Below are 19,949 nucleotides of genomic sequence, written 5' to 3' on the forward strand. Positions count from 1 at the left end.
ACCGTGACCGGGGTGACGTACGGCACCACATGGGCTGACCTGCGCTTCTTCGGCCCTGGGTGGCCTGGCCGGCCTCGATTGTCAGTCCCCGCCGCTAGCCTCTTTCGACATGCCCGCCCATATCACCGACCCCGAGCAGCTCAAGGAGCTGCTCGGCATCCCGTTCACCCCGGAGCAGACGGCCTGCATCACCGCGCCGCCCGCCCCGCAGGTGATCGTGGCCGGCGCCGGGTCGGGCAAGACCACCGTGATGGCGGCCCGCGTGGTCTGGCTGGTCGGCACCGGACAGGTCGCCCCCGAACAGGTCCTCGGCCTGACCTTCACCAACAAGGCCGCCGGTGAGCTGGCCGAACGCGTCCGCAAGGCGCTGATCAAGGCCGGCGTCACCGACCCCGACGCCCTCCCGCCACCCGGCCACCACCCCTCAACGACCGCGCTTCGCGCCGACACCTCCTGGTCGGACCCCGACAACCCGCCGGGCGAGCCGGTCATCTCGACGTACCACTCCTTCGCCGGCCGCCTGCTCACCGACCACGGCCTGCGGCTCGGCCTGGAGCCCAGCTCACGCCTGCTGGCCGACGCCACCCGCTACCAGCTGGCCGCGCGCGTGCTGCGCGAGGCCCCCGGCCCGTACCCGGCACTGACCCGCTCCTTCGCCGACCTCGTCAGCGACCTGCTCGCGCTCGATGCCGAACTCGCCGAACACCTCGTCGACCCCGAGGAACTGCGCGCCTGGGACGCGGGCCTGCTGCGCACCCTGGAAGGGGCCAAGCTCACCAACGCCGACCTGCGCAAGGTCCCGGAGACCGCCGCGTCCCGCCGGGAACTCGCCGAGCTGGTCCAGCGCTACCGGACCGCCAAGCGCGCGCGGGACCTGCTCGACTTCGGCGACCAGATCGCCCTGTCGGCCCGCCTCGCCGGCATCCCCGAGGTGGGCCGCCTGCTGCGCGAGGAGTTCCGCGTGGTGCTGCTGGACGAGTACCAGGACACCTCCGTGGCCCAGCGCGTCCTGCTCGCCGGCCTGTTCGGCGGCGGCACCGGCCACCCGGTGACCGCCGTCGGCGACCCCTGCCAGGCCATCTACGGCTGGCGCGGCGCCTCCGTCGCCAACCTGGACGATTTCCCCGACCACTTCCCCCGCGCCGACGGCAGGCCCGCCACCCGGCAGGCGCTCAGCGAGAACCGCCGCAGCGGCGGGCGCCTGCTCGACCTCGCCAACGGCCTCGCCGAGCCCCTGCGCGCCCTGCACGCGGGCGTGGAGGCCCTCCGCCCGGCCCCCGGCGCGGAGCACGACGGCACGGTCCGCTGCGCCCTGCTGCCCAACCACGCCGAGGAGATCGACTGGATCGCCGACTCCCTCGCCCACCTCGTGCGCACCGGCACGCCACCCGGCGAGATCGCCGTCCTGTGCCGGACCGCGACCGACTTCGCCGAGATCCAGGGCGCCCTCGTCGCCCGCGACATCCCCGTCGAGGTGGTCGGCCTCTCCGGCCTGCTCCACCTGCCCGAGATCGCCGACCTCGTCGCCGTCTGCGAGGTACTCCAGGACCCCGGTGCCAACGCCGCCCTGGTGCGCCTGCTGACCGGACCGCGCTGGCGCATCGGTCCCCGCGACCTCGCCCTGCTGGGCCGCCGCGCCCGGCTGCTGGTCGCCCACGCGCGCGTGGACGGCACCGACGACCCCGACCGCCGGCTCGCCGAGGCCGTGGAGGGCGTCGACCCGTCCGAGGTGATCTCGCTCGCGGACGCCCTCGACACCTTCCTTGAAGCGCCCATGCAGGAGGGTGACGACGACGGGCTGCCGTTCTCCCCGGACGCGCGCGTGCGCTTCGCCCGGCTCGCCGCCGAACTGCGCGACCTGCGCCGCTCGCTGTCCGACCCGCTGATGGACGTCCTGCACCGCGTCCTCGCCGTCACCGGCCTGGAGGTGGAACTGTCGGCGTCCCCGCACGCGCTCGCCGCCCGCCGCCGCGAGACCCTGTCCAACTTCCTGGACGTCGCCGCCTCCTTCGCCGCGAGCGACAGCGAGGCCACCCTGCTCGCCTTCCTCGGCTTCCTGCGCACCGCCGCCCAGTACGAGAAGGGCCTCGACAACGCCCTGCCCGGCGGCGAGAACACCGTCAAGGTGCTCACCGCGCACAAGTCCAAGGGCCTGGAGTGGGACGTCGTGGCCGTCCCCGGACTCGTGACCGGCACGTTCCCCAGCGCCCAGGGCCGCGAGAAGTGGACCGCCCAGGCCAAGGTGCTGCCGCACGCCCTGCGCGGCGACACCGACACCCTGCCCGACGTGGACTCCTGGGACTCGCGCGGCATGAAGGCCTTCCACGAGGCCATGAAGGAGCACCAGCACACCGAGGAACTCCGCCTCGGCTACGTCACCTTCACCCGCCCCCGCTCGCTCCTGCTCGGCTCCGGCCACTGGTGGGGGCCCAGCCAGAAGAAGCCGCGCGGCCCGTCCGACTTCCTCCAGGCCCTGTACGACCACTGCGCCGCCGGGTACGGCGAGATCGAGGTGTGGGCGGACCCGCCCGCCGAGGACGAGGAGAACCCGGCCCTGCACACGGCCACCGCCGACCAGGTGTGGCCGCTCCCGCTGGACGCCGCCGCCCTGGCCCGCCGCCGCGCCGCCGCCGAGACCGTCCTCGCCCACCTGGACGCCCTGGCCGCCCAGCCCGCCGACGGCCGCCGGCCGGCCCTGCACGACCCCGCGGGCGCCGATGACCCCGACTGGCCCGCGCCCCCGGACGACGAGCCGTACGGTGACGACCCGTACGGCGATGGGCCGTACGACGAGGAGCGGTACGGGGACCTCTCTTATGAAGAGGACCTTCCGTACGACGATCCCTTGGACGGCGATCCGTTCGACGACGACCCATTGGACGCCGATCCGTTCGGTGACGATCGCTTCGACGGCGAGCCCTCCGGCGGCGACACCTTCGACAGCCGGCCCTTCGGCGACGTGCTTCCGGACGACACAGCCGTCCCCGCCCCGGCCACCCCCGCCGACCGGGACGCCCGGAGCGCGGAACGGCCCACGGTCCCGCACCAGGCATCCGCCCCCCAGGACCGCCCCCGTGCCGCCGAACCGCGGCCCACCACCGCCCTCACCCCGGAGGAGGCCCGCACCATCGCCTCCTGGGACCGGGACCTGGACGCGCTCACCGGAGAGCTGCTGCGCGCCCGGCAGACCGTCACCGAGGTACCCCTGCCCACCACGCTCACCGCGACCCAGCTGCTGCGCCTCGCCGAGGACCCGGACGGGCTCGCACAGGAACTCGCGCGCCCCATGCCGCGCCCCCCACAACCCGCCGCACGCCGAGGCACCCGGTTCCACGCCTGGGTGGAAACCCGCTTCGAGGAGCTGACCCTGCCCCTGCTGGAACCGGACGAGCTGCCAGGCGGCGACGCCGAGATCGCCGACGAACGCGACCTGGAAGCCCTGAAAGAGGCCTTCGAACGCACCGAGTACGCCCGGCGCACCCCGTACCGGGTCGAGGCCCCCTTCCAGCTCACCCTCGCCGGCCGCGTCGTCCGGGGCCGCATCGACGCCGTCTACAGAAACGGCGACGGCGAGGAGGCGACGTACGAGATCGTCGACTGGAAGACCGGCCGCACCGGCACCGCCGACCCGCTCCAGCTCGCCGTGTACCGGCTGGCCTGGGCCGAGCAGCAGGGCATACCGCCCGAGTCGGTCACCGCCGCGTTCCTCTACGTGCGCAGTGGCGAGGTCGTACGCCCCGAGGGCCTGCCGGACCGGGCCGCGCTGGAGCGGCTGCTCACGGGTGAGACGGAGCGCACACCGGAGGCCAGCTGAGTGTGACGAACCGCCCGCCGAGGATGTCGGTGCGGGCGGATAGGCTCGGGAGCATGAGCCAGACCCCGGACAGCGCCGTCCGCACGTACATCGAGCAGCATCGCGCCGCCTTCCTCGACGACCTCGCCGCATGGCTGCGCATCCCCTCCGTGTCGGCCCAGCCCGATCACGCGCCCGACGTACGGCGCAGCGCCGACTGGCTCGCCGCCCAGCTGAAGGAGACCGGCTTCCCGACCGCCGAGGTCTGGCAGACCCCCGGCGCCCCCGCCGTCTTCGCCGAGTGGCCCTCCGGCGACCCCCAGGCGCCCACGGTCCTGGTCTACGGTCACCACGACGTGCAGCCCGCCGCCCGCGAGGACGGCTGGGACAGCGACCCCTTCGAGCCGGTCGTCCGCGACAACCGCCTCTACGCGCGCGGGGCGGCCGACGACAAGGGCCAGGTGTTCTTCCACACACTCGGCGTCCGCGCCCACCTGGCCGCGACCGGCCGCACCGCGCCGGCCGTCAACCTGAAGCTGCTGATCGAGGGCGAGGAAGAGTCCGGCTCGCCGCACTTCCGGGCCCTGGTTCAGGAGCGCGCGGGCCGCCTCGCCGCCGACGCCGTGATCGTCTCCGACACCGGCATGTGGTCCGAGGACACCCCGACCGTGTGCACGGGCATGCGGGGCCTCGCCGAGTGCGAGATCCGGCTGTACGGCCCCGACCAGGACATCCACTCCGGGTCCTTCGGCGGCGCCGTGCCCAACCCGGCCACCGCGGCCGCCCGCCTGGTCGCCGCCCTCCACGACGAGCACGCGCGCGTGGCGATCCCCGGCTTCTACGACGGCATCGTCGAGTTGACCGACCGTGAGCGCGAGCTGTTCGCCGAGCTGCCCTTCGACGAGGAGCGCTGGCTGCGCACCGCCAAGTCCTCCGCCCTTCACGGCGAGGCCGGCCACTCGACCCTGGAGCGCATCTGGGCCCGCCCGACCGCCGAGGTCAACGGCATCGGCGGCGGCTACCAGGGCCCCGGCAGCAAGACGATCATCCCCGCCACGGCCATGGTGAAGCTGTCCTTCCGGCTGGTCGCCGGCCAGGACCCCGACCACATCGAGAAGGCCGTCCGCGCCTGGGCCGCCGAGCAGGTGCCCGCCGGAATCCGGTACGAGATCGACTTCGGCTCGGCCACGCGCCCGTGCCTGACCCCGCTCGACCACCCCGCGTTGCAGTCCGTGGTCCGCGCCATGGGCCGCGCCTTCCAGGGGCCGGTCCGCTTCACCCGGGAGGGCGGCTCCGGACCCGCCGCCGACCTCCAGGAAGTCCTCGGCGCCCCCGTGCTCTTCCTGGGAATCTCCGTCCCGTCCGACGGCTGGCACGCGCCCAACGAGAAGGTCGAGCTCGACCTCCTCCTCAAGGGCGTCGAGACCAGCGCCTACCTGTGGGGTGACCTGGCCCGGAACTGGCGTACCGCACCCTGACCGGCCGGCCCCGTACGGCGGGGCACCGCGCGCGGGGCACACTGGAGGGACCGCCCCGACCGTTCCGTCCGCCCCGGCCGCACCCGGCCCGGTGCCCTCCCGCCCTACGTCCCGCCGAACCGCCCGCCGAAAGAACCGCCGTACTGGGGGAGTTGGAAGCACCCGTGACCACCTGGACCGACCACACAGCCGACCGACCCATCTCGCTGACCGCTCCGAGCGGCATCGACCGCGCCGCCCACCACCGGCTGGACGAGGCCTGGCTCGCGGCGGCGTGGAGCCACCCCACGACCCGCTGTTTCGTGGTCTCCGGCGGCCAGGTGCTCATCGACGAGACCCCGGACGGCCGGACCGAACTCGTCATGACGCCGTCCTTCGAGGCCCCGCTCACCGAGGCGCACCGCTACTTCCTCGGCATCGACGAGGAGGGCGTCAGCTACTTCGCGCTCCAGAAGGACTCCCTGCCCGGCCGTATCGACCAGTCCGCGCGCCCGGCGGGGCTGCGGGAGGCCGGCCTGCTGCTGTCGCCGCGCGACGTCGGGCTCATGGTGCACGCGGTCGGGCTGGAGAACTGGCAGCGCACCCACCGCTTCTGCTCCCGCTGCGGCGAGCGCACGGTCATCGCCGCGGCCGGCCACATCCGCCGCTGCCCGGCCTGCGGCGCCGAGCACTACCCGCGCACCGACCCCGCCGTGATCATGGCGGTCACCGACGAGGACGACCGCATCCTGCTCGGCCGCCAGGTCCACTGGCCCGAGGGCCGCTTCTCCACGCTCGCCGGGTTCGTGGAGCCCGGCGAGTCCATCGAGCAGGCGGTGCGCCGCGAGGTGTGCGAGGAGGTCGGCGTCACCGTCGGCCCGGTCGAGTACGTCGCCAGCCAGCCCTGGCCCTTCCCGTCGAGCCTGATGCTCGGCTTCATGGCCCGCGCCACCTCCACCGAGATCGACGTCGACGGGGACGAGATCCACGAGGCCCGCTGGTTCTCCCGTGAGGAACTGCACGCCGCCTTCGAGTCCGGCGAGGTGCTGCCGCCCTACGGCATCTCCATCGCGGCCCGCCTGATCGAGATGTGGTACGGCAAGCCCCTGCCGACCCGCAGCTTCGTCTGAGACGGCGAACGGCGGCTCCCGAGCCGATCAGGACTCGGGAGCCGCCGTCCGGTGCGGCTCGCGGTTACGCGGCGAGCTTCTGCTTGACCTGGGCCAGCGACGGGTTCGTCAGCGTGGAGCCGTCCGCGAAGAGCACGGTCGGGACGGTCTGGTTCCCGCCGTTCGCCTTCTCCACGAAGGCGGCGGACGCGGGGTCCTGCTCGATGTTGATCTCGGTGTAGGCGATGCCCTCCCGGTCCAGCTGGCTCTTCAGCCGCCGGCAGTAGCCGCACCAAGTCGTGCTGTACATCGTCACAGTGCCCTGCATGTCTCTCGCGCTCCTCAGGCAGCTCGGAAAAGGTCGTCCGGGGGGACAACGTAAGGGACCGGCCCGCCATTCCCGGGGGGCCGGCCCACCAGTTCCGGTAATGCGGTCGCGGCTGTGACGCCTGCCGCATCAAGCGGCTGTGACGCCTGCCGCATTAATACGACTGCGAGCCCCAGCCTGTGGACAACCGGCACAGCCGTCCCGGGCGACCTGGCAGCATGGCGGTGTGACAGCAGCAACGCACTCCACCCTTTTCCCGCAGGGCACCGGTGGCTCTCCGCACGCGGCTCCGCCGAGCGGGGCCGACGCGGTGCTCGAAGGGCTCGACCCCGAGCAGCGCGAGGTGGCCACCTCCCTGCACGGTCCGGTGTGCGTGCTGGCCGGAGCGGGCACGGGCAAGACCCGGGCGATCACCCACCGCATCGCCTACGGGGTGCGCGCCGGCATCCTCCAGCCGTCCAGCGTGCTCGCCGTCACCTTCACCAACCGCGCCGCCGGAGAGATGCGCGGCCGACTGCGCCAGCTCGGCGCCCAGGGCGTCCAGGCCCGCACCTTCCACTCCTCCGCCCTGCGCCAGCTCCAGTACTTCTGGCCGAAAGCGATCGGCGGCTCCATGCCCCGGCTCGTCGACCGCAAGGTCCAGCTCGTCGCCGACGCGGCCGCCGCCCTGGGCACCCGGCTGGACCGCAACGAGCTGCGGGACGTGACCGCCGAGATCGAATGGGCCAAGGTCACCCAGACCGTCCCCGCCGACTACCCGTACGCGGCCGCGAAGGCCGGCCGCGAGGCCCCCCGCGACCCGGCCGAGATCGCCCATCTCTACGCCGCATACGAGGACCTCAAGCGCGACCGCGCGGTCATCGACTTCGAAGACGTCCTGCTGCTCACCGTCGCCATCCTCCAGGACCGGCACGACATCGCCGAACAGGTCCGCGCGCAGTACCAGCACTTCGTCGTGGACGAGTACCAGGACGTCAGCCCCCTCCAGCAGCGGCTGCTGGACCTGTGGCTCGGCGACCGCGACAACCTGTGCGTCGTCGGTGACGCCAGCCAGACCATCTACTCGTTCACGGGAGCAACGCCCGACCACCTCCTCGACTTCCGCGCCCGGCACCCGGGCGCCACCGTCGTGAAACTGGTCCGCGACTACCGCTCCAGCCCCCAGATCGTCCACCTCGCCAACGGCCTGCTCGCCCAGGCCCGGGGCCGGGCCGCCGGCCACCGGCTGGAACTCGTCTCCCAGCGCCCCTCCGGGCCCGAGCCCGTCTACACCGAGTACACCGACGAGCCCGCCGAGGCCGAGGGCGCCGCCCGCCGCATCCGCGAGCTGATCGACGCGGGCGTCCCGGCCGCCGAGATCGCCGTCCTGTTCCGCACCAACTCCCAGTCCGAGACCTACGAGCAGGCGCTCGCCGACGCCGGGGTGCCCTACCAGCTGCGCGGCGCCGAGCGCTTCTTCGACCGGCCCGAGGTCCGCAAGGCCGGCATCGCCCTGCGCGGCGCCGCCCGCTTCGGCGGCAACGACTCCCTGCTGGACGACGCCGTGGACCTGCCCTCCCAGGTCCGCGCCGTCCTCTCCGGTGAGGGCTGGACCAGCGAACCACCGGCCGGCTCGGGCGCCGTCAGAGAGCGCTGGGAATCCCTGGCCGCGCTGGTCAACCTCGCCCACGACCTGGCCGCGGCCAGACCAGGAGTCACCCTCGCCGACTTCGTGGCGGAACTGGACGAGCGGGCGAACGCGCAGCACGCTCCGACCGTCCAGGGCGTCACCCTGGCCTCGCTGCACGCCGCCAAGGGCCTGGAGTGGGACGTCGTCTTCCTGGTCGGCATCGCCGAGGGCATGCTGCCCATCACCTACGCCCGGACCGACGAGCAGATCGAGGAGGAACGCCGACTGCTCTACGTCGGCGTGACCCGCGCCCGGGAACGCCTCCATCTGTCCTGGGCCCTGTCCCGCTCACCCGGCGGGCGCCCCAACCGCCGGCCGAGCCGCTTCCTCGACGGTCTGCGCCCCGGCACCACCCCCACCGTCGGCCGCACCGGCGCCGGCGCGGGCGCGGGTGTCGAGCGCGGCACCGCCGCGAGTGCCGCCGTCACCCCCCGGCGCACCCAGCGCAGCCCCGCCCGCTGCCGGGTCTGCGGTCGCACGCTCACCGACGCGGGCGAGATGAAGCTGATGCGCTGTGAGGACTGCCCCTCGGACATGGACGAAGGGCTCTACGAGCGGCTCCGGGAGTGGCGCGCGGTACAGGCCGGGCGCAGCGGCCAGCCGGACTTCTGCGTCTTCACCGACCGGACGCTGATGGCCATCGCGGAGGCATGCCCGGAGAGCCCCGCCGAACTCGCCCGCATCCCCGGTGTCCTCAACCGCAAGCTGCGCAGCTACGGAGCCGACGTTCTGGCCATCTGCGCAGGTCAACAACCCGGTGGAGACGACGGGCGCGACTGATGCCAACTCGTCGGAAAAATAGTTTGCGCATGCCCCGCGAATCCCCATAGGTTCTAGGCACGGAAGCGGCGGCCTTCTCCAAGGCCGGTGTTCCGTGTTGTACTTGCATACCCGAACGGGACCGGTTCACCGCAGTCCCTTGAGACGCCGAGAGGAGGCGAGTCCAGTGATCAGCATCAACATCAGCACCACCGTCAGCGCGGCCAAACTGACCGATCGCTCGGCCGTCTCCACGTGCATGCTCGGCGCCTCGAACCAGGGCACCGGTCTGTCCGGCATCCGTGCCGTGCGTCCGGCGTCCTCCCCTGCCCTCGCGGGTCTTCCCATCCGTGAGCGCAATGAGCGACCGACCAAGGCACTGGAAGCGGTAGCGGCACAGGCGCATGCCTATGCCTTTGCGGCGGCCGGTGCCGGATTCCGGAAGCAGACGACGCAGCACCACCTGATGTGGGCCTTCCGTGGGCCAGAACCCTGGAGTGATCCAGCCTGATCGCCGATCAGGCCGGCGCCTTCAGGGCCGCGGAACCCCATCCGGGATCCGCGGCCCTTCTGTTTTCCCCGAACGGGGACGACGGAGCGAAGGGGCCTCGGGACAGGAAAAGAACCCGGTACCAAGCCGACACCCGGTCAACCGGCCGGACCGACCAGACGAGGAAGACAACTCGTGCAACTCGAAGCGCACGCCCCGTCCGTACCGCCTTCGCAAACGATCCCCCCGCCCGGCCTCACGGAGGACTCCACCTTGACCCCCCTCACCGCGCTCACCGCGCTCGACGACGCCATCGAGAACCTCGGCGTACCCGTCCCCTGCCGCTCCTACGACCCGGAGGTCTTCTTCGCCGAGTCGCCGGCGGACGTGGAGTACGCCAAGTCCCTCTGCCGCACCTGCCCGCTGATGGAGGCCTGCCTCGCCGGCGCCAAGGAGCGGCGTGAGCCCTGGGGCGTCTGGGGTGGCGAGCTGTTCGTCCAGGGTGTCGTCGTTGCCCGGAAGCGGCCCCGTGGCCGCCCGCGGAAGAACCCGGTCACGGCATGAACACCGCAGGAACGATCGACCGCCCCCTCACGCACGACCCCAAGAAGCAGGCCCCGATGAAGCCGTCCACCAGCGAGCCCGCCGGCTCCGCGACCTCAGACTTCACCACCACCGGCGCGACCGAAGCGCGCCAGAACAGGAACCGTGAGATGCAACTCATGCAAGAAGCCCTGGCTCGTGCGCATATGCACGAGCGACTCCATGACGCCCTGCGCGAACGCCGGGCCGTGCGCCTGGCCGCCGCCCGGCGGATGCAGCGGCGAGCCGAGCGTGCCTCGATGCGCGCCCGCCGCGCGCTCGCCATGGCCGTCATGCAGTAACGCACACACCTGAGCAGCGGTGGCCTCCCGGAGCAGGGAGGCGAAACCTCCCCGCGGGGGCCGGTCCGGCCGAACGGACCGGCCCCCCCGGTGCGTTGCGCAGGCGATCCGCCCGTCACGGAGTTATCGTCACCGGGTGACGAGTCTTCCCGGCGGTAGTGATCAGGGCGGCTCCACCGCGGAGCGCCACCGCCTGGTGTGCGCCCGCTGCGGCACCCCCGCCGACGGTCCCCAGCCGGCCACCTGGACCTGCTCCGTGGAGAACGGCGTCCGGCAGTACTTCTGCGACGCCTGTTCCCGGGAGAACCTCCGGGCGATCGAGGGGCGGCTGGACTCGGCCTGGTGGTGAGATCCCTTCTCCCGGGGCCCCGCCGCTACGACGAGAAGATCACTCAGGGCACGCCGATCACGCCCCCGCCACGGACTCCTCCTCACCGGTGTCGTCCTCGGCCAGGTCGGTCACGAAGCCCGGCAGCCACTCCTCCAGTTCCTCGCGCAGCCGTACCGTGGCGCCCAGCTGGCACAGGACCCCGATCGTGCTGAGCGTCACCCGGTGTATCAGCAGATAGGCCGGCGGCAGGTTGAGCTTCTTGCCGAGCTGGTAGGCGGGGGAGCGGGGGTCGGCGATGCGGGCGGCCTGGCTGCGCACCCAGGAGCGGGTGAAGGTGAACGCCTCCACCCGGGCCGGCTCGATGATCGGCAGCAGGTAGTCCAGGACCGCGTCCGGGTCCAGCTCGATGGTCTCCTTCACGAAACCCTCGGCGCACAGCAGCTCGTAGACCGTCTCCGCCTCCCCGTCCAGCGTCATCCGCAGCGAGATGCCGATCGGAGCCGGCAGGCCGCCGGGGAGCCGGTCGACGGTGCCGAAGTCGAGGACCCCCAGGCGCCAGTCGTCCGCGCCGTCAGGGCCGCCGGGCAGCAGACGGAAGTTGCCCGGATGGGGGTCGGCGTGCAGCAGGCCGGTGCGGGCGGGGCCGGAGAAGAGGAAGCGGGCGAGGAGCTGGCCGGCCCGGTCACGCTGCTCCTGGGTGCCGTCCGCGATGACCTCGGACAGCGGGATGCCGTCGATCCACTCGGTCACCAGCACCTGATCGCACTGGTGCACCACCGCCGGGACGACCACGTCCGGATCGCCCGCGAACTCCTCCGCGTGGGCGCTCTGCGCCTGGGCCTCCAGTCCGTAGTCCAGCTCCTCCGAGACGCGGTCCCGCAGCTCCGCGATCAGCGGCTTGATGTCCATGCCCGGGATGAGCGGGCCCAACAGCCGGGCGAACCGGCTCAGTTGGCCGAGGTCGGAGAGCAGTGCCTCGCCGGCGCCCGGGTACTGGACCTTGACCGCCACCTCGCGGCCGTCGTGCCACACCGCCCGGTGCACCTGGCCGATCGAGGCGGCGGCGGCCGGCTTGTCCTCGAACTCCTCGAACAGGTCGCGCCAGTCCGGACCGAGCCGCTCCTGGAGCACCGCGTGCACGGTGCGGGTCGGCATCGGCGGGGCCGCCTCCTGGAGCTTGGTCAGGGCCGCGCGGTAGGGGCCGGCGACCTCCTCGGGCAGCGCCGACTCGAAGACGGACAGTGCCTGCCCGAACTTCATCGCGCCGCCCTTCAGCTCGCCGAGCACCTTGAACAGTTGCTCCGCCGTGCGCTGTTGCAGCTCGCGGCCGACGATCTCCGCGGACTCGCCCACGATCCGCTTGCCCAGCCCCCAGGTCGCCCGGCCGGCGAAGCCGAGCGGGAGTGCGGCGAGCTTGGCGGTCCGGGTGACCGCCTTCCGGGGAAGATCAGACATGCGCCCTCCAGGTCCCAGTCGGCCGTGCCGCGCCTTCGCGTCGCCGCTTCGTCGACGGCCGTTGCACCGCCATTGTCGCGCGCGTCTCGCCATCGGTTGCGGAGTGCTCCCGTTTCTCTCTCTCCGCCGCCCCGCAGGCGCATCCCGGATGCGGCCGGACCGGCCGGGCGCGCCAGTGCAGACCGGGCAGGGACACCTCCCAGCGAGTACCCGCGGTGGACGGTGTCCCCCCGTCGAGGAAGGCCAGGGCGTGCGCCGCGGCGAGACCGGCCACCGCCGTGGCGAGGGTCAGATCACAGGCCCCGACCCGGCGTGCCCTGCCCGACCGCCACTGGGTGACCAGGCGCGGCCAGGCCGGGTCCCGGTCCGTGCGGTCCCGGTCCAGGCAGCCGGCGCAGCCCGACTCGCCGGGCAGGACGAGCGGGCCGACGACACCCGTGCCCTCCACGACCCCGGCATACAGATGAGGGGTGCCGGTTGTCATGAGCGGTTCGGCGGTGAACGGATCGGGGGCGTGCACGGCGACGTCGTCGCGGGGCGCGAAGATCACCAGGGAGAGGCCGGGGTCCTCGGCGCCGGAGCCCGGGGAGTGGGCGTGGCGCGGTGGGCGGTCCGGTGCGGCGCGGCGGACGGCGGCGCGCGCCGCCGCGTCCCGGCGGTCGCCCAGTGACTCGGCGGTCAGCCCGCCCGGCGCCACGTCCCACGGCTCCACCCGGCCCACGTCGCACACGTCGACCTCACCGACGCCGGCGCCCGACAGGACGGACGCCAGCAGGGCGCCGACCCGGCCCGCGCCCCGCACCCGGACCCGCAGCGCGCGCCGGGCCGCGAGCCGGGCCAGCGCGCCGCCCGGCTCGGGCGTGATGAGGGAGAGCGAGGCGAGGTCGGGGCGCAGCCGATCGAGGACGTCCGTCTTCTCCCGCAGCGCGTCCGCGGCCGGTCCACCGCCGCGCGCGTCGTCGACGAGGCCCGCGCGGGCCAGCCGCTCCACCAGCGCGTCGACGTGATCGGCCGGCACGTCCGCCCGGCGGCCCTCCTCGCGCAGCAGCGGCAGCCCGCGGGTGCCGTCGAGCAGGTCCAGGAAACTGCCGGTCGCCGTGGCGACCGGGCCCAGTGTCAGGGCGTGCGCCGGGGTCATCCCGAACTGCACGGTGTTGCGATCCCGCCAGCCGCGCCGCAGCGCGGGCTTCACCACCGGATGCATGACTCGCCCCCCGTGTCCGTGTCGTCGTGTCTGCGCCAGCATGCCCGGCCCCGTGCTCCGGGCGTCGGGAGTTATCCACAGGCTGGGGGTGTTCTTCATACCAATCAGGTGAGGCCAGGTGGGGTGAAGTGGTGCAAAACGGATGTACGGATCGGTCGTACTAATCAAACACATGGTGGGGGATCAGGAGTGAACCGTCCCCGGGCCGGGACTTTGCCCCTGCCCAGCGGGTAACGTCGGGGCGTGCCCGCCGACCCACTGCACCGCGCCGGTGAACCACAGCGCAGCACGACGAGCCAGCCGCCCCGCGGCTCGGGGACGAGCGCGATCGAGGTCCGCAGGAGCGCCCGGCGCCGCCGGACCGTCTCCGCGTACCGCGAGGGCGACCGCACCGTCGTACTGATTCCCGCCCGGATGTCGAAGGCGGAGGAGCAGCGCTGGGTCACCGTCATGCTCGACAAACTCGCCGCCCAGGAGAGCAAGCGGGTACTGGGCGACGCCGAGCTGGCCGAGCGTGCCGAGCGGCTGTCCGCGCAGTACTTCGACGGCCGCGCCCGGCCCGCCTCCGTGCGCTGGGTCACCAACCAGAACACCCGCTGGGGTTCGTGCACCCCGGCCGAGGGCAGCATCCGGCTCTCGCACCGGCTCCAGGGGATGCCGGAGTACGTCGTCGACTACGTGCTCTGTCACGAGCTGGCGCATCTGCTCGTCCCCGGCCACGGCCCCGACTTCTGGCGGCTGCTGGAGGCCTTCCCGCGCACCGAGCGGGCCCGCGGCTACCTCGAAGGGGTGGTCGCCGCCGCGCGGCTGCCGCACGTGCCGGGCGCACGCGATGAGCAGGACACCTGAGCGCCCTCCTGTAGGGCCGAGCGTCCTTCCGTAGGACCGAGCGCCCTCCCGTAGGACCGAGCGCCCTCCCGTGGCACCGGGCGCACTCCCGCGTGCCGATCGGCCTCCGTGTGCGCGGCCGGGTGCGGTTGTGTACCGGGTCTGTACCGACCAGCACCCTCGGGGGTCGCTGTCGGTCTTTGCCGTTAGCCTGGCGCGACGCACTCACATTCGGGATGGGGGACGGTCGTAACGCATGGCCAGGGAATTCCAACGCGGCCACAAGGCCAGGATCAGTGACCTCACCGCGGGCACGGATCTGTACGTAGGCGTGCAGATCTCCGGCCCCGGACTGACCTTCGACATCAGCTGCTTCGGTCTGGACGCCGACGAGCGTCTCTCGGACGACCGGTACTTCGTCTTCTTCAACCAGCCGAAGTCCCCGGAGGAGTCCATCCAGCTGCTGGGCGCCCAGGCGGGTGACACGGAGTCGTTCCGGGTCACGCTCGACCGGATCCCCTCGCACATCCGCAAGCTGTCCTTCACGGCGACCCTCGACGGCGCCGGACAGATGTCCCAGATCGCTCCCGGATACCTGCGCATCGTGGCGGGCGGCGAGGAGGTCGCGCGGTACTCCTTCAGCGGTGCGGAGTTCTCCACCGAGCGGGCCGTGATGCTCGGTGACTTCTACTTCAAGGACGGGTGGCGGTTCGCCGCCGTCGGACAGGGCTTCGACGGCGGTCTGGAGGCGCTGCTGAAGAACTTCGGTGGCGAGGTGGCGGAAGAGGAGGCGCCGGCCGCCCCGCAGCAACCGCAGCCCGGCGCCGCCCCCGGCTTCGCCCCGCCCGCCCAGACCACGCCCCCGCCCGCGTTCGGCGCCCCCGCGCCCGCCCCGGCCCCCGCCCCCGAACCCACGCCGGCGCCCGCCCCGCAGGGCTTCGCCCCGCCCCCCGGCCACACCCCGCCCCCGGCACCGGCCCCGGCGCCCGGTCCGAACGTGCACGCCGCGCCCACGGTCGTCGCGCCCCTGACCCCGCCGGGCGGCGGCACCGTCCCGCCGCCGGCCGCGCCCCCGGCTTCCGCCGCGCCCTACGGCCAGCCGCCGCAGCAGCCGTCGTACGGCGGCCAGCCCGGCGCGCCGTTGCCGCCCGGATACGGCCAGCAGCCCGCGCCCTACGGCGGTCAGCCGACCCCGCCCATGCCCCCGGGCTACGGGCAGGTCCCCGGTCAGCAGCCCGCCCCCTACGGCGTGCCGCAGGGCGCGCCCCAGGGCGGCGCCGGGGTGACGGCCGCGCTCCAGGCGTTCAAGGAGACGCCGACCGGCCAGCGCTGGACGCAGCAGAACAAGAAGCTGATCCGCGTCGACCTCGGCGTCGGCGGCCAGCCCGTGCTGGCCAAGCAGGGCAGCATGGTGCTCTACCAGGGCAAGGTCGACTTCAGCTACAAGGGCGCCGGGTTCGCCGGGCGGATCGTCGGCAACGCCACCGGCCAGGAGATGCAGCTGATGCGCTGCACCGGCCAGGGCCAGGTGTTCCTCGCCGAGAACTCCACCCATCTGCACCCCGTCGAGCTCCAGGGCGACGCCATCTGCGTGTCCGCCGAGAACGTCCTCGCCTTCGACGAGAGCCTCCAGTACGAGGTCCGGCGGATCGAGGGCCACGGCATCCCGGGCGGCGCGCTGTTCACCATGCAGTTCCAGGGCACGGGCACGATCGTCGTCAAGACGCACGGCACGCCCGTGGTCCTGCCGGTCACGCCGACCACCTTCGCCGACTGCAACGCCGTCGTCGCCTGGTCGGCCGCCTCCCAGGTGATCGTCTCCAGCCAGGTCCGCATGCGCCGCAACGCCTACCCGGGCGACACCGGCGAGAGCGTCAACCTCCAGTTCCGGGGCGCGCCCGGCAACTTCATCGTCGTCCAGCCGTACGAGGTCTGAGGGAGCCCGTCATGAACCAGCCGCTCGCGGGCTTCGCCCCCGCACCCGTCACCGCCCGCATGGAGAACCACGGCAGCCACATGCTGAAGGTCGCCCTCCAGACCGGGAACGACCTCCTCGCGCGCGTGGGGTCGATGGTCGCCTACGAGGGCTTCATCCAGTACGAGCCCAACCCGCCGGCCGTCCGCCAGATCGCCCGCGACTGGGTCACCGGCGAGGGCGCCCCGCTGATGAAGTGCTCCGGCGACGGCCTGCTCTACCTCGCCGACTACGGGGCGAACGTCGTCGTGATCAACCTCAACGGCGACGGCATCTCCGTCAACGCGACCAACCTGCTCGCCTTCGACGCGCACCTGACCTGGGGCGTGGAGCGCGTGAAGGGGCTCGCCAAGTTCGCCGGGCAGGGGCTGTGGAACACGAAGATCTCCGGTCAGGGCTGGGTGGCCCTCACTTCCCGGGGCAAGCCGATCGTCGTGGACTGCGGCGGCGGCGAGGACGAGACGTACGTCGACCCGGACGCGCTCGTCGCCTGGTCGCCGAACCTGAAGGTGAAGGGCAAGCGCAGCTTCAAGGCCCAGTCGCTGATCGGCCGGGGCAGCGGCGAGGCCTACCAGATGGCCTTCTCCGGCCAGGGCATCGTCGTCGTCCAGCCCAGCGAGGACAGCACCGACCGCCTCCGGATCCGGGGCTGAGGGGGAGCCAGAACACCATGCAGAGCCCGCTTTTCGCGCACAACGACCTCCAGACGCAGGAGCGCTGGAGCCTCCAGAACGCGCAGATGCTCCGCGTCACCCTGGAGGGCCACGACGACCTGCTCGCCCGCAAGGGCACCATGGTCGCCTACCAGGGCCTGGTCGAGTTCGACGCCGAGTACCGCAGCAACGGCCAGGCACGCGCGCGTGCGCACACCGGCGAGGGCCTGGACCTGATGCGCTGTCACGGACAGGGCACCGTCTATCTCGCGAACCTCGCCCAGTACGTGCACGTCATGGATGTCGAGCAGGACGGGCTGACCGTCGACAGCTCCTACGTCCTCGCCATGGACTCCTCGCTGCACCACGAGGTCATCGCCGTCGACAGCCTCTACGGCATCTCCGGCTCCGGGAAGTACCAGCTCAACATCACCGGGCGCGGCCGGGTCGCCCTGATGACCTCCGGGGCGCCGCTGCTGATGCAGGTCACGCCCGACAGATACGTCAACTGCGACGCCGACGCGATCGTGGCCTGGTCGACCGGGCTGCGCGTGCAGATGCAGGCCCAGACGCACTCCTCCGGCGTGTGGCGCCGGCGCGGCAACACCGGTGAGGGCTGGGAGCTGAGCTTCATGGGCACCGGGTTCGCGCTGGTGCAGCCCAGCGAGCTGCTGCCGCCGCAGAACGCGCAGATCGGGCAGGGCGTCGCCGCCCAGTTCGGCATGGGGCAGCAGGGGGCGCGCGGCCAGAACCAGGGCAACGTCTGGAGCTGAGCCGGACAGGCGGAAGTGAGGGTGACCGTCGGCAAGAAGTAAGGGGCGACCGCCTGGGCGGTCGCCCCTTACCCCCCTCAGGGTCTCGCGCGCGTGGCCTCCAGCAGGCGTACGACCGACTCGTCGGCCACGCCCGCCACCTCGTCGTAGGCGTACCAGCGCAGGTCGAGCGACTCGTCGCTGATCTCCTGCACCGCGCCGGGCGGGGCCAGGACCGCGTACTGGACGTCGAAGTGCCAGTGGCACGGCGCCGGGATGGGATGCCGGTCCAGCCTCACCGGGCCGCCGGGAAGCAGCGTCAGTCCGGTGATGCCGGACTCCTCGGTCGCCTCCCGCAGGGCCGCCGCCTCGAGCGTCGGGTCGCCCGGCTCACAGTGGCCGCCCATCTGTAGCCACATCCGCAGCTTCCGGTGCAGCGTGAGCAGCACCCGGCCGCGCTCGCGGTCGATCACCAGGGCGCTGGCCGTGAGATGGCCCGCGTGGCAGGCCTTCCACAGGCCGTCCGGGTGGGCCGCCAGATGGTCCAGGTAGGCCTGGCGCAGCTCTTCCTGGCCCTCGTACCCCTTCAGGACGAGGACCGCGTCGTCGTACAGGCTCACTCGGCGTCGTCGCCCTTGCCGTCGTCGCCCTCGGCCTCGTCCCTCTCGCCGTCGTCCTTCCTGCGCAGGTCGGGCTTGCCCTCGGAGCCGCCCGCCGCCTCGCCGAGCATCTTGTCCAGCTCGGAGAAGTCCAGCTGCTCGCGGTGGACGAAGCCGTCCGGGTCGTCCAGGTCGGTCGCGGTCGGCAGCATGTCCGGGTGGGCCCACAGGCCGTCCCGGCCGTCGACCCCGCGCGCGTCCGTGAGCGAGGCCCACAGACGGGAGGCGTCGCGCAGCCGGCGCGGGCGCAGCTCCAGGCCGATCAGCGTGGCGAACGTCTGCTCCGCCGGGCCACCGGTCGCACGGCGCCGGCGCAGCGTCTCGCGCAGGGCGTCGGCGGACGACAGGCGCGGCTTCGCGGCGGCGTGGACCACCGCGTCCACCCAGCCCTCCACGAGCGCCAGAGCGGTCTCCAGACGGGCCAGGGCGGCCTTCTGCTCGGGCGTGTCCTCCGGCTGGAACATGCCCTGCTGGAGCGCGTCCTGCAACTGCTCGGGGTTCTGCGGGTCGAACTGGCCGACCACGTCCTCCAGCTTGGCCGTGTCGACCTTGATGCCGCGCGCGTAGCCGTCGACCGCGCCGAACAGGTGCGAGCGCAGCCACGGCACGTGCGCGAACAGCCGCTGGTGCGCGGCCTCGCGCAGCGCCAGGTAAAGCCGCACCTCCTCCTGCGGCACGCTCAGATCCTTGCCGAACGCCTCCACGTTGGCCGGGAGCAGCGCGGCCTTGCCTGCCGGGCCCAGCGGCAGGCCGATGTCGGTGGAGCCGACGACCTCGCCCGCGAGCACGCCCACGGCCTGCCCGATCTGCGTGCCGAACATGGCGCCGCCCATCGAGCGCATCATGCCGATCAGCGGGCCCGCCATGGCCTGCATCTCCTCCGGCAGGACGTCACCCATGGCCGCGCCGACCCGCTCGGCGACCGGGTCGACCAGCTCCTGCCAGGCGGGCAGGGTCGCCTCGACCCACTCCGCGCGCGACCAGGCCACCGCGGAGCCGGAGCCCGACGGCAGGGACGTCGCGTCGTCCAGCCACAGGTCGGCGAGGCGGACGGCCTCCTCCACCGCCCTGCGCTCGGCCGGGCCGACACTCGCGTCCTTCGTGCCGTCCGAAGTGCCCTGGGCGACCGTCTGGCGGGCGATCTGCTTGGCCATGTCCCAGTTCACCGGGCCGCCCTCGTACGAGAGCATCTGGCCCAGCTGCTGGAACGCGGCGCCCAGGTCGGTGGGGTTCAGGGAACCGAACATGGCTGCGAGCGGGTTGTCGGCGCCGGGGCCGCCAAAGCCGCCGGCTCCGGGCAGGCCGCCGAAACCGAACGGATTGGCCGGTCCCTGCCCACCACCGCTCTGCTGGTCCTTCTTCTTGCCCTCGTCGCCGTCTTCCGGCTCCTCCGGCGGAAGGCCGAAACCGAATGGGGTGTCACTCACGGGATTCCTCGGCTGGTAAGGCCACCGGTTTCGCTCCGGCGGCGCGGCTGCCCGACAACACCACCCAGCGTAGACACCCCGACCCGATCGGGCCTCGGTGCTTCGCCCACGGAAGGCCTGCGGCAGGATGGATGCACCTGGTACGCACGCGTCACTCGCGCCCGTACTGAAGACAA

At 72.8% G+C, this 19,949-nt stretch carries 17 protein-coding genes; 12 read left to right on the forward strand and 5 right to left on the reverse strand.

The genetic code is table 11. The features are described from left to right. Positions 1-109: 109 nt before the first annotated feature. From ACZ4WH_RS31410 to nudC, 3 genes are all read left to right on the forward strand, one after another. Positions 110-3,814: an ATP-dependent helicase gene (locus tag ACZ4WH_RS31410; protein ID WP_468187216.1), complete on the forward strand. Its 3,705-nt coding sequence runs from the start codon at positions 110-112 to the stop codon at positions 3,812-3,814. 53 nt (positions 3,815-3,867) lie between these two features. Next, on the forward strand, positions 3,868-5,271 hold the full coding sequence (locus tag ACZ4WH_RS31415; protein WP_468187218.1) for a dipeptidase: 1,404 nt from the start codon (positions 3,868-3,870) through the stop codon (positions 5,269-5,271). 164 nt (positions 5,272-5,435) lie between these two features. Then, positions 5,436-6,380: an NAD(+) diphosphatase gene (nudC, locus tag ACZ4WH_RS31420; RefSeq protein WP_468187220.1), complete on the forward strand. Its 945-nt coding sequence runs from the start codon at positions 5,436-5,438 to the stop codon at positions 6,378-6,380. Positions 6,381-6,444: 64 nt separating this feature from the next. Here nudC and ACZ4WH_RS31425 read toward each other — a convergent pair whose 3' ends face one another. Further along, positions 6,445-6,687 (reverse strand): mycoredoxin, encoded by a 243-nt coding sequence (locus ACZ4WH_RS31425; protein ID WP_385840122.1) that lies wholly within the window; start codon positions 6,685-6,687, stop codon positions 6,445-6,447. Between the two features lie 139 nt (positions 6,688-6,826). Here ACZ4WH_RS31425 and ACZ4WH_RS31430 point away from each other — a divergent pair, with 139 nt between their 5' ends. The 5 genes from ACZ4WH_RS31430 to ACZ4WH_RS31450 all read left to right on the forward strand — a co-directional run bounded on the left by ACZ4WH_RS31430 (position 6,827) and on the right by ACZ4WH_RS31450 (position 10,838). Beyond that, positions 6,827-9,136, forward strand: a complete 2,310-nt coding sequence (locus tag ACZ4WH_RS31430) for an ATP-dependent DNA helicase UvrD2 (RefSeq protein WP_468187222.1) — start codon at positions 6,827-6,829, stop codon at positions 9,134-9,136. A gap of 166 nt (positions 9,137-9,302) precedes the next feature. Next, positions 9,303-9,626 carry a hypothetical protein gene (locus ACZ4WH_RS31435; protein ID WP_468187224.1) on the forward strand — a complete coding sequence of 108 codons (324 nt, stop codon included), beginning with the start codon at positions 9,303-9,305 and terminating at the stop codon, positions 9,624-9,626. 174 nt (positions 9,627-9,800) lie between these two features. Then, on the forward strand, positions 9,801-10,169 hold the full coding sequence (locus ACZ4WH_RS31440) for a WhiB family transcriptional regulator (protein WP_103817702.1): 369 nt from the start codon (positions 9,801-9,803) through the stop codon (positions 10,167-10,169). Next, complete coding sequence (locus tag ACZ4WH_RS31445) at positions 10,166-10,489, forward strand: hypothetical protein (RefSeq protein WP_468187226.1); 324 nt, start codon at positions 10,166-10,168, stop codon at positions 10,487-10,489. The genes ACZ4WH_RS31440 and ACZ4WH_RS31445 overlap by 4 nt, the downstream gene beginning before the upstream one ends. 136 nt (positions 10,490-10,625) lie before the next feature. Next, positions 10,626-10,838, forward strand: a complete 213-nt coding sequence (locus tag ACZ4WH_RS31450; protein ID WP_146075798.1) for a hypothetical protein — start codon at positions 10,626-10,628, stop codon at positions 10,836-10,838. Positions 10,839-10,895: 57 nt separating this feature from the next. Here ACZ4WH_RS31450 and ACZ4WH_RS31455 read toward each other — a convergent pair whose 3' ends face one another. Continuing rightward, positions 10,896-12,275: an ABC1 kinase family protein gene (locus ACZ4WH_RS31455; protein WP_468187228.1), complete on the reverse strand. Its 1,380-nt coding sequence runs from the start codon at positions 12,273-12,275 to the stop codon at positions 10,896-10,898. Next, entirely contained in the window at positions 12,268-13,479 is a 1,212-nt protein-coding gene (locus ACZ4WH_RS31460; protein WP_468187230.1) for a TOMM precursor leader peptide-binding protein, read from the reverse strand. The genes ACZ4WH_RS31455 and ACZ4WH_RS31460 overlap by 8 nt, the downstream gene beginning before the upstream one ends. 243 nt (positions 13,480-13,722) lie before the next feature. Here ACZ4WH_RS31460 and ACZ4WH_RS31465 point away from each other — a divergent pair, with 243 nt between their 5' ends. The 4 genes from ACZ4WH_RS31465 to ACZ4WH_RS31480 all read left to right on the forward strand — a co-directional run bounded on the left by ACZ4WH_RS31465 (position 13,723) and on the right by ACZ4WH_RS31480 (position 17,708). Further along, entirely contained in the window at positions 13,723-14,328 is a 606-nt protein-coding gene (locus tag ACZ4WH_RS31465) for a M48 metallopeptidase family protein (protein ID WP_468187232.1), read from the forward strand. Between the two features lie 235 nt (positions 14,329-14,563). Continuing rightward, on the forward strand, positions 14,564-16,243 hold the full coding sequence (locus ACZ4WH_RS31470) for a TerD family protein (protein ID WP_468187234.1): 1,680 nt from the start codon (positions 14,564-14,566) through the stop codon (positions 16,241-16,243). A gap of 11 nt (positions 16,244-16,254) precedes the next feature. Continuing rightward, positions 16,255-16,935 (forward strand): AIM24 family protein, encoded by a 681-nt coding sequence (locus tag ACZ4WH_RS31475; RefSeq protein ID WP_468187236.1) that lies wholly within the window; start codon positions 16,255-16,257, stop codon positions 16,933-16,935. A 17-nt stretch (positions 16,936-16,952) separates the two neighbouring features. Further along, positions 16,953-17,708: an AIM24 family protein gene (locus ACZ4WH_RS31480; protein WP_468187238.1), complete on the forward strand. Its 756-nt coding sequence runs from the start codon at positions 16,953-16,955 to the stop codon at positions 17,706-17,708. Positions 17,709-17,785: 77 nt separating this feature from the next. On the opposite strand, the gene ACZ4WH_RS31485 is transcribed toward ACZ4WH_RS31480, so the two are convergent. Together ACZ4WH_RS31485 and ACZ4WH_RS31490 are read right to left on the reverse strand one after the other, a co-directional pair. Continuing rightward, complete coding sequence (locus ACZ4WH_RS31485) at positions 17,786-18,307, reverse strand: NUDIX hydrolase (RefSeq protein ID WP_468187240.1); 522 nt, start codon at positions 18,305-18,307, stop codon at positions 17,786-17,788. Further along, a complete protein-coding gene (locus tag ACZ4WH_RS31490; RefSeq protein WP_468187242.1) occupies positions 18,304-19,773 on the reverse strand; it encodes a zinc-dependent metalloprotease in 1,470 nt (489 codons plus the stop codon). The genes ACZ4WH_RS31485 and ACZ4WH_RS31490 overlap by 4 nt, the downstream gene beginning before the upstream one ends. Positions 19,774-19,949 lie beyond the last annotated feature (176 nt).

Source organism: Streptomyces sp. NPDC029138, from assembly GCF_055564375.1.

What these genes read in the sequence shown, in the direction of transcription:
- ACZ4WH_RS31410 (WP_468187216.1), top strand. Translation starts at nt 110, where the DNA reads ATGCCCGCCCATATCACCGACCCCGAGCAGCTCAAGGAGCTGCTCGGC.
- ACZ4WH_RS31415 (WP_468187218.1), top strand. Translation starts at nt 3,868, where the DNA reads ATGAGCCAGACCCCGGACAGCGCCGTCCGCACGTACATCGAGCAGCAT.
- ACZ4WH_RS31425 (WP_385840122.1), bottom strand. Translation starts at nt 6,687, where the DNA reads ATGCAGGGCACTGTGACGATGTACAGCACGACTTGGTGCGGCTACTGC.
- ACZ4WH_RS31445 (WP_468187226.1), top strand. Translation starts at nt 10,166, where the DNA reads ATGAACACCGCAGGAACGATCGACCGCCCCCTCACGCACGACCCCAAG.
- ACZ4WH_RS31455 (WP_468187228.1), bottom strand. Translation starts at nt 12,275, where the DNA reads ATGTCTGATCTTCCCCGGAAGGCGGTCACCCGGACCGCCAAGCTCGCC.
- ACZ4WH_RS31460 (WP_468187230.1), bottom strand. Translation starts at nt 13,479, where the DNA reads ATGCATCCGGTGGTGAAGCCCGCGCTGCGGCGCGGCTGGCGGGATCGC.
- ACZ4WH_RS31470 (WP_468187234.1), top strand. Translation starts at nt 14,564, where the DNA reads ATGGCCAGGGAATTCCAACGCGGCCACAAGGCCAGGATCAGTGACCTC.
- ACZ4WH_RS31475 (WP_468187236.1), top strand. Translation starts at nt 16,255, where the DNA reads ATGAACCAGCCGCTCGCGGGCTTCGCCCCCGCACCCGTCACCGCCCGC.
- ACZ4WH_RS31480 (WP_468187238.1), top strand. Translation starts at nt 16,953, where the DNA reads ATGCAGAGCCCGCTTTTCGCGCACAACGACCTCCAGACGCAGGAGCGC.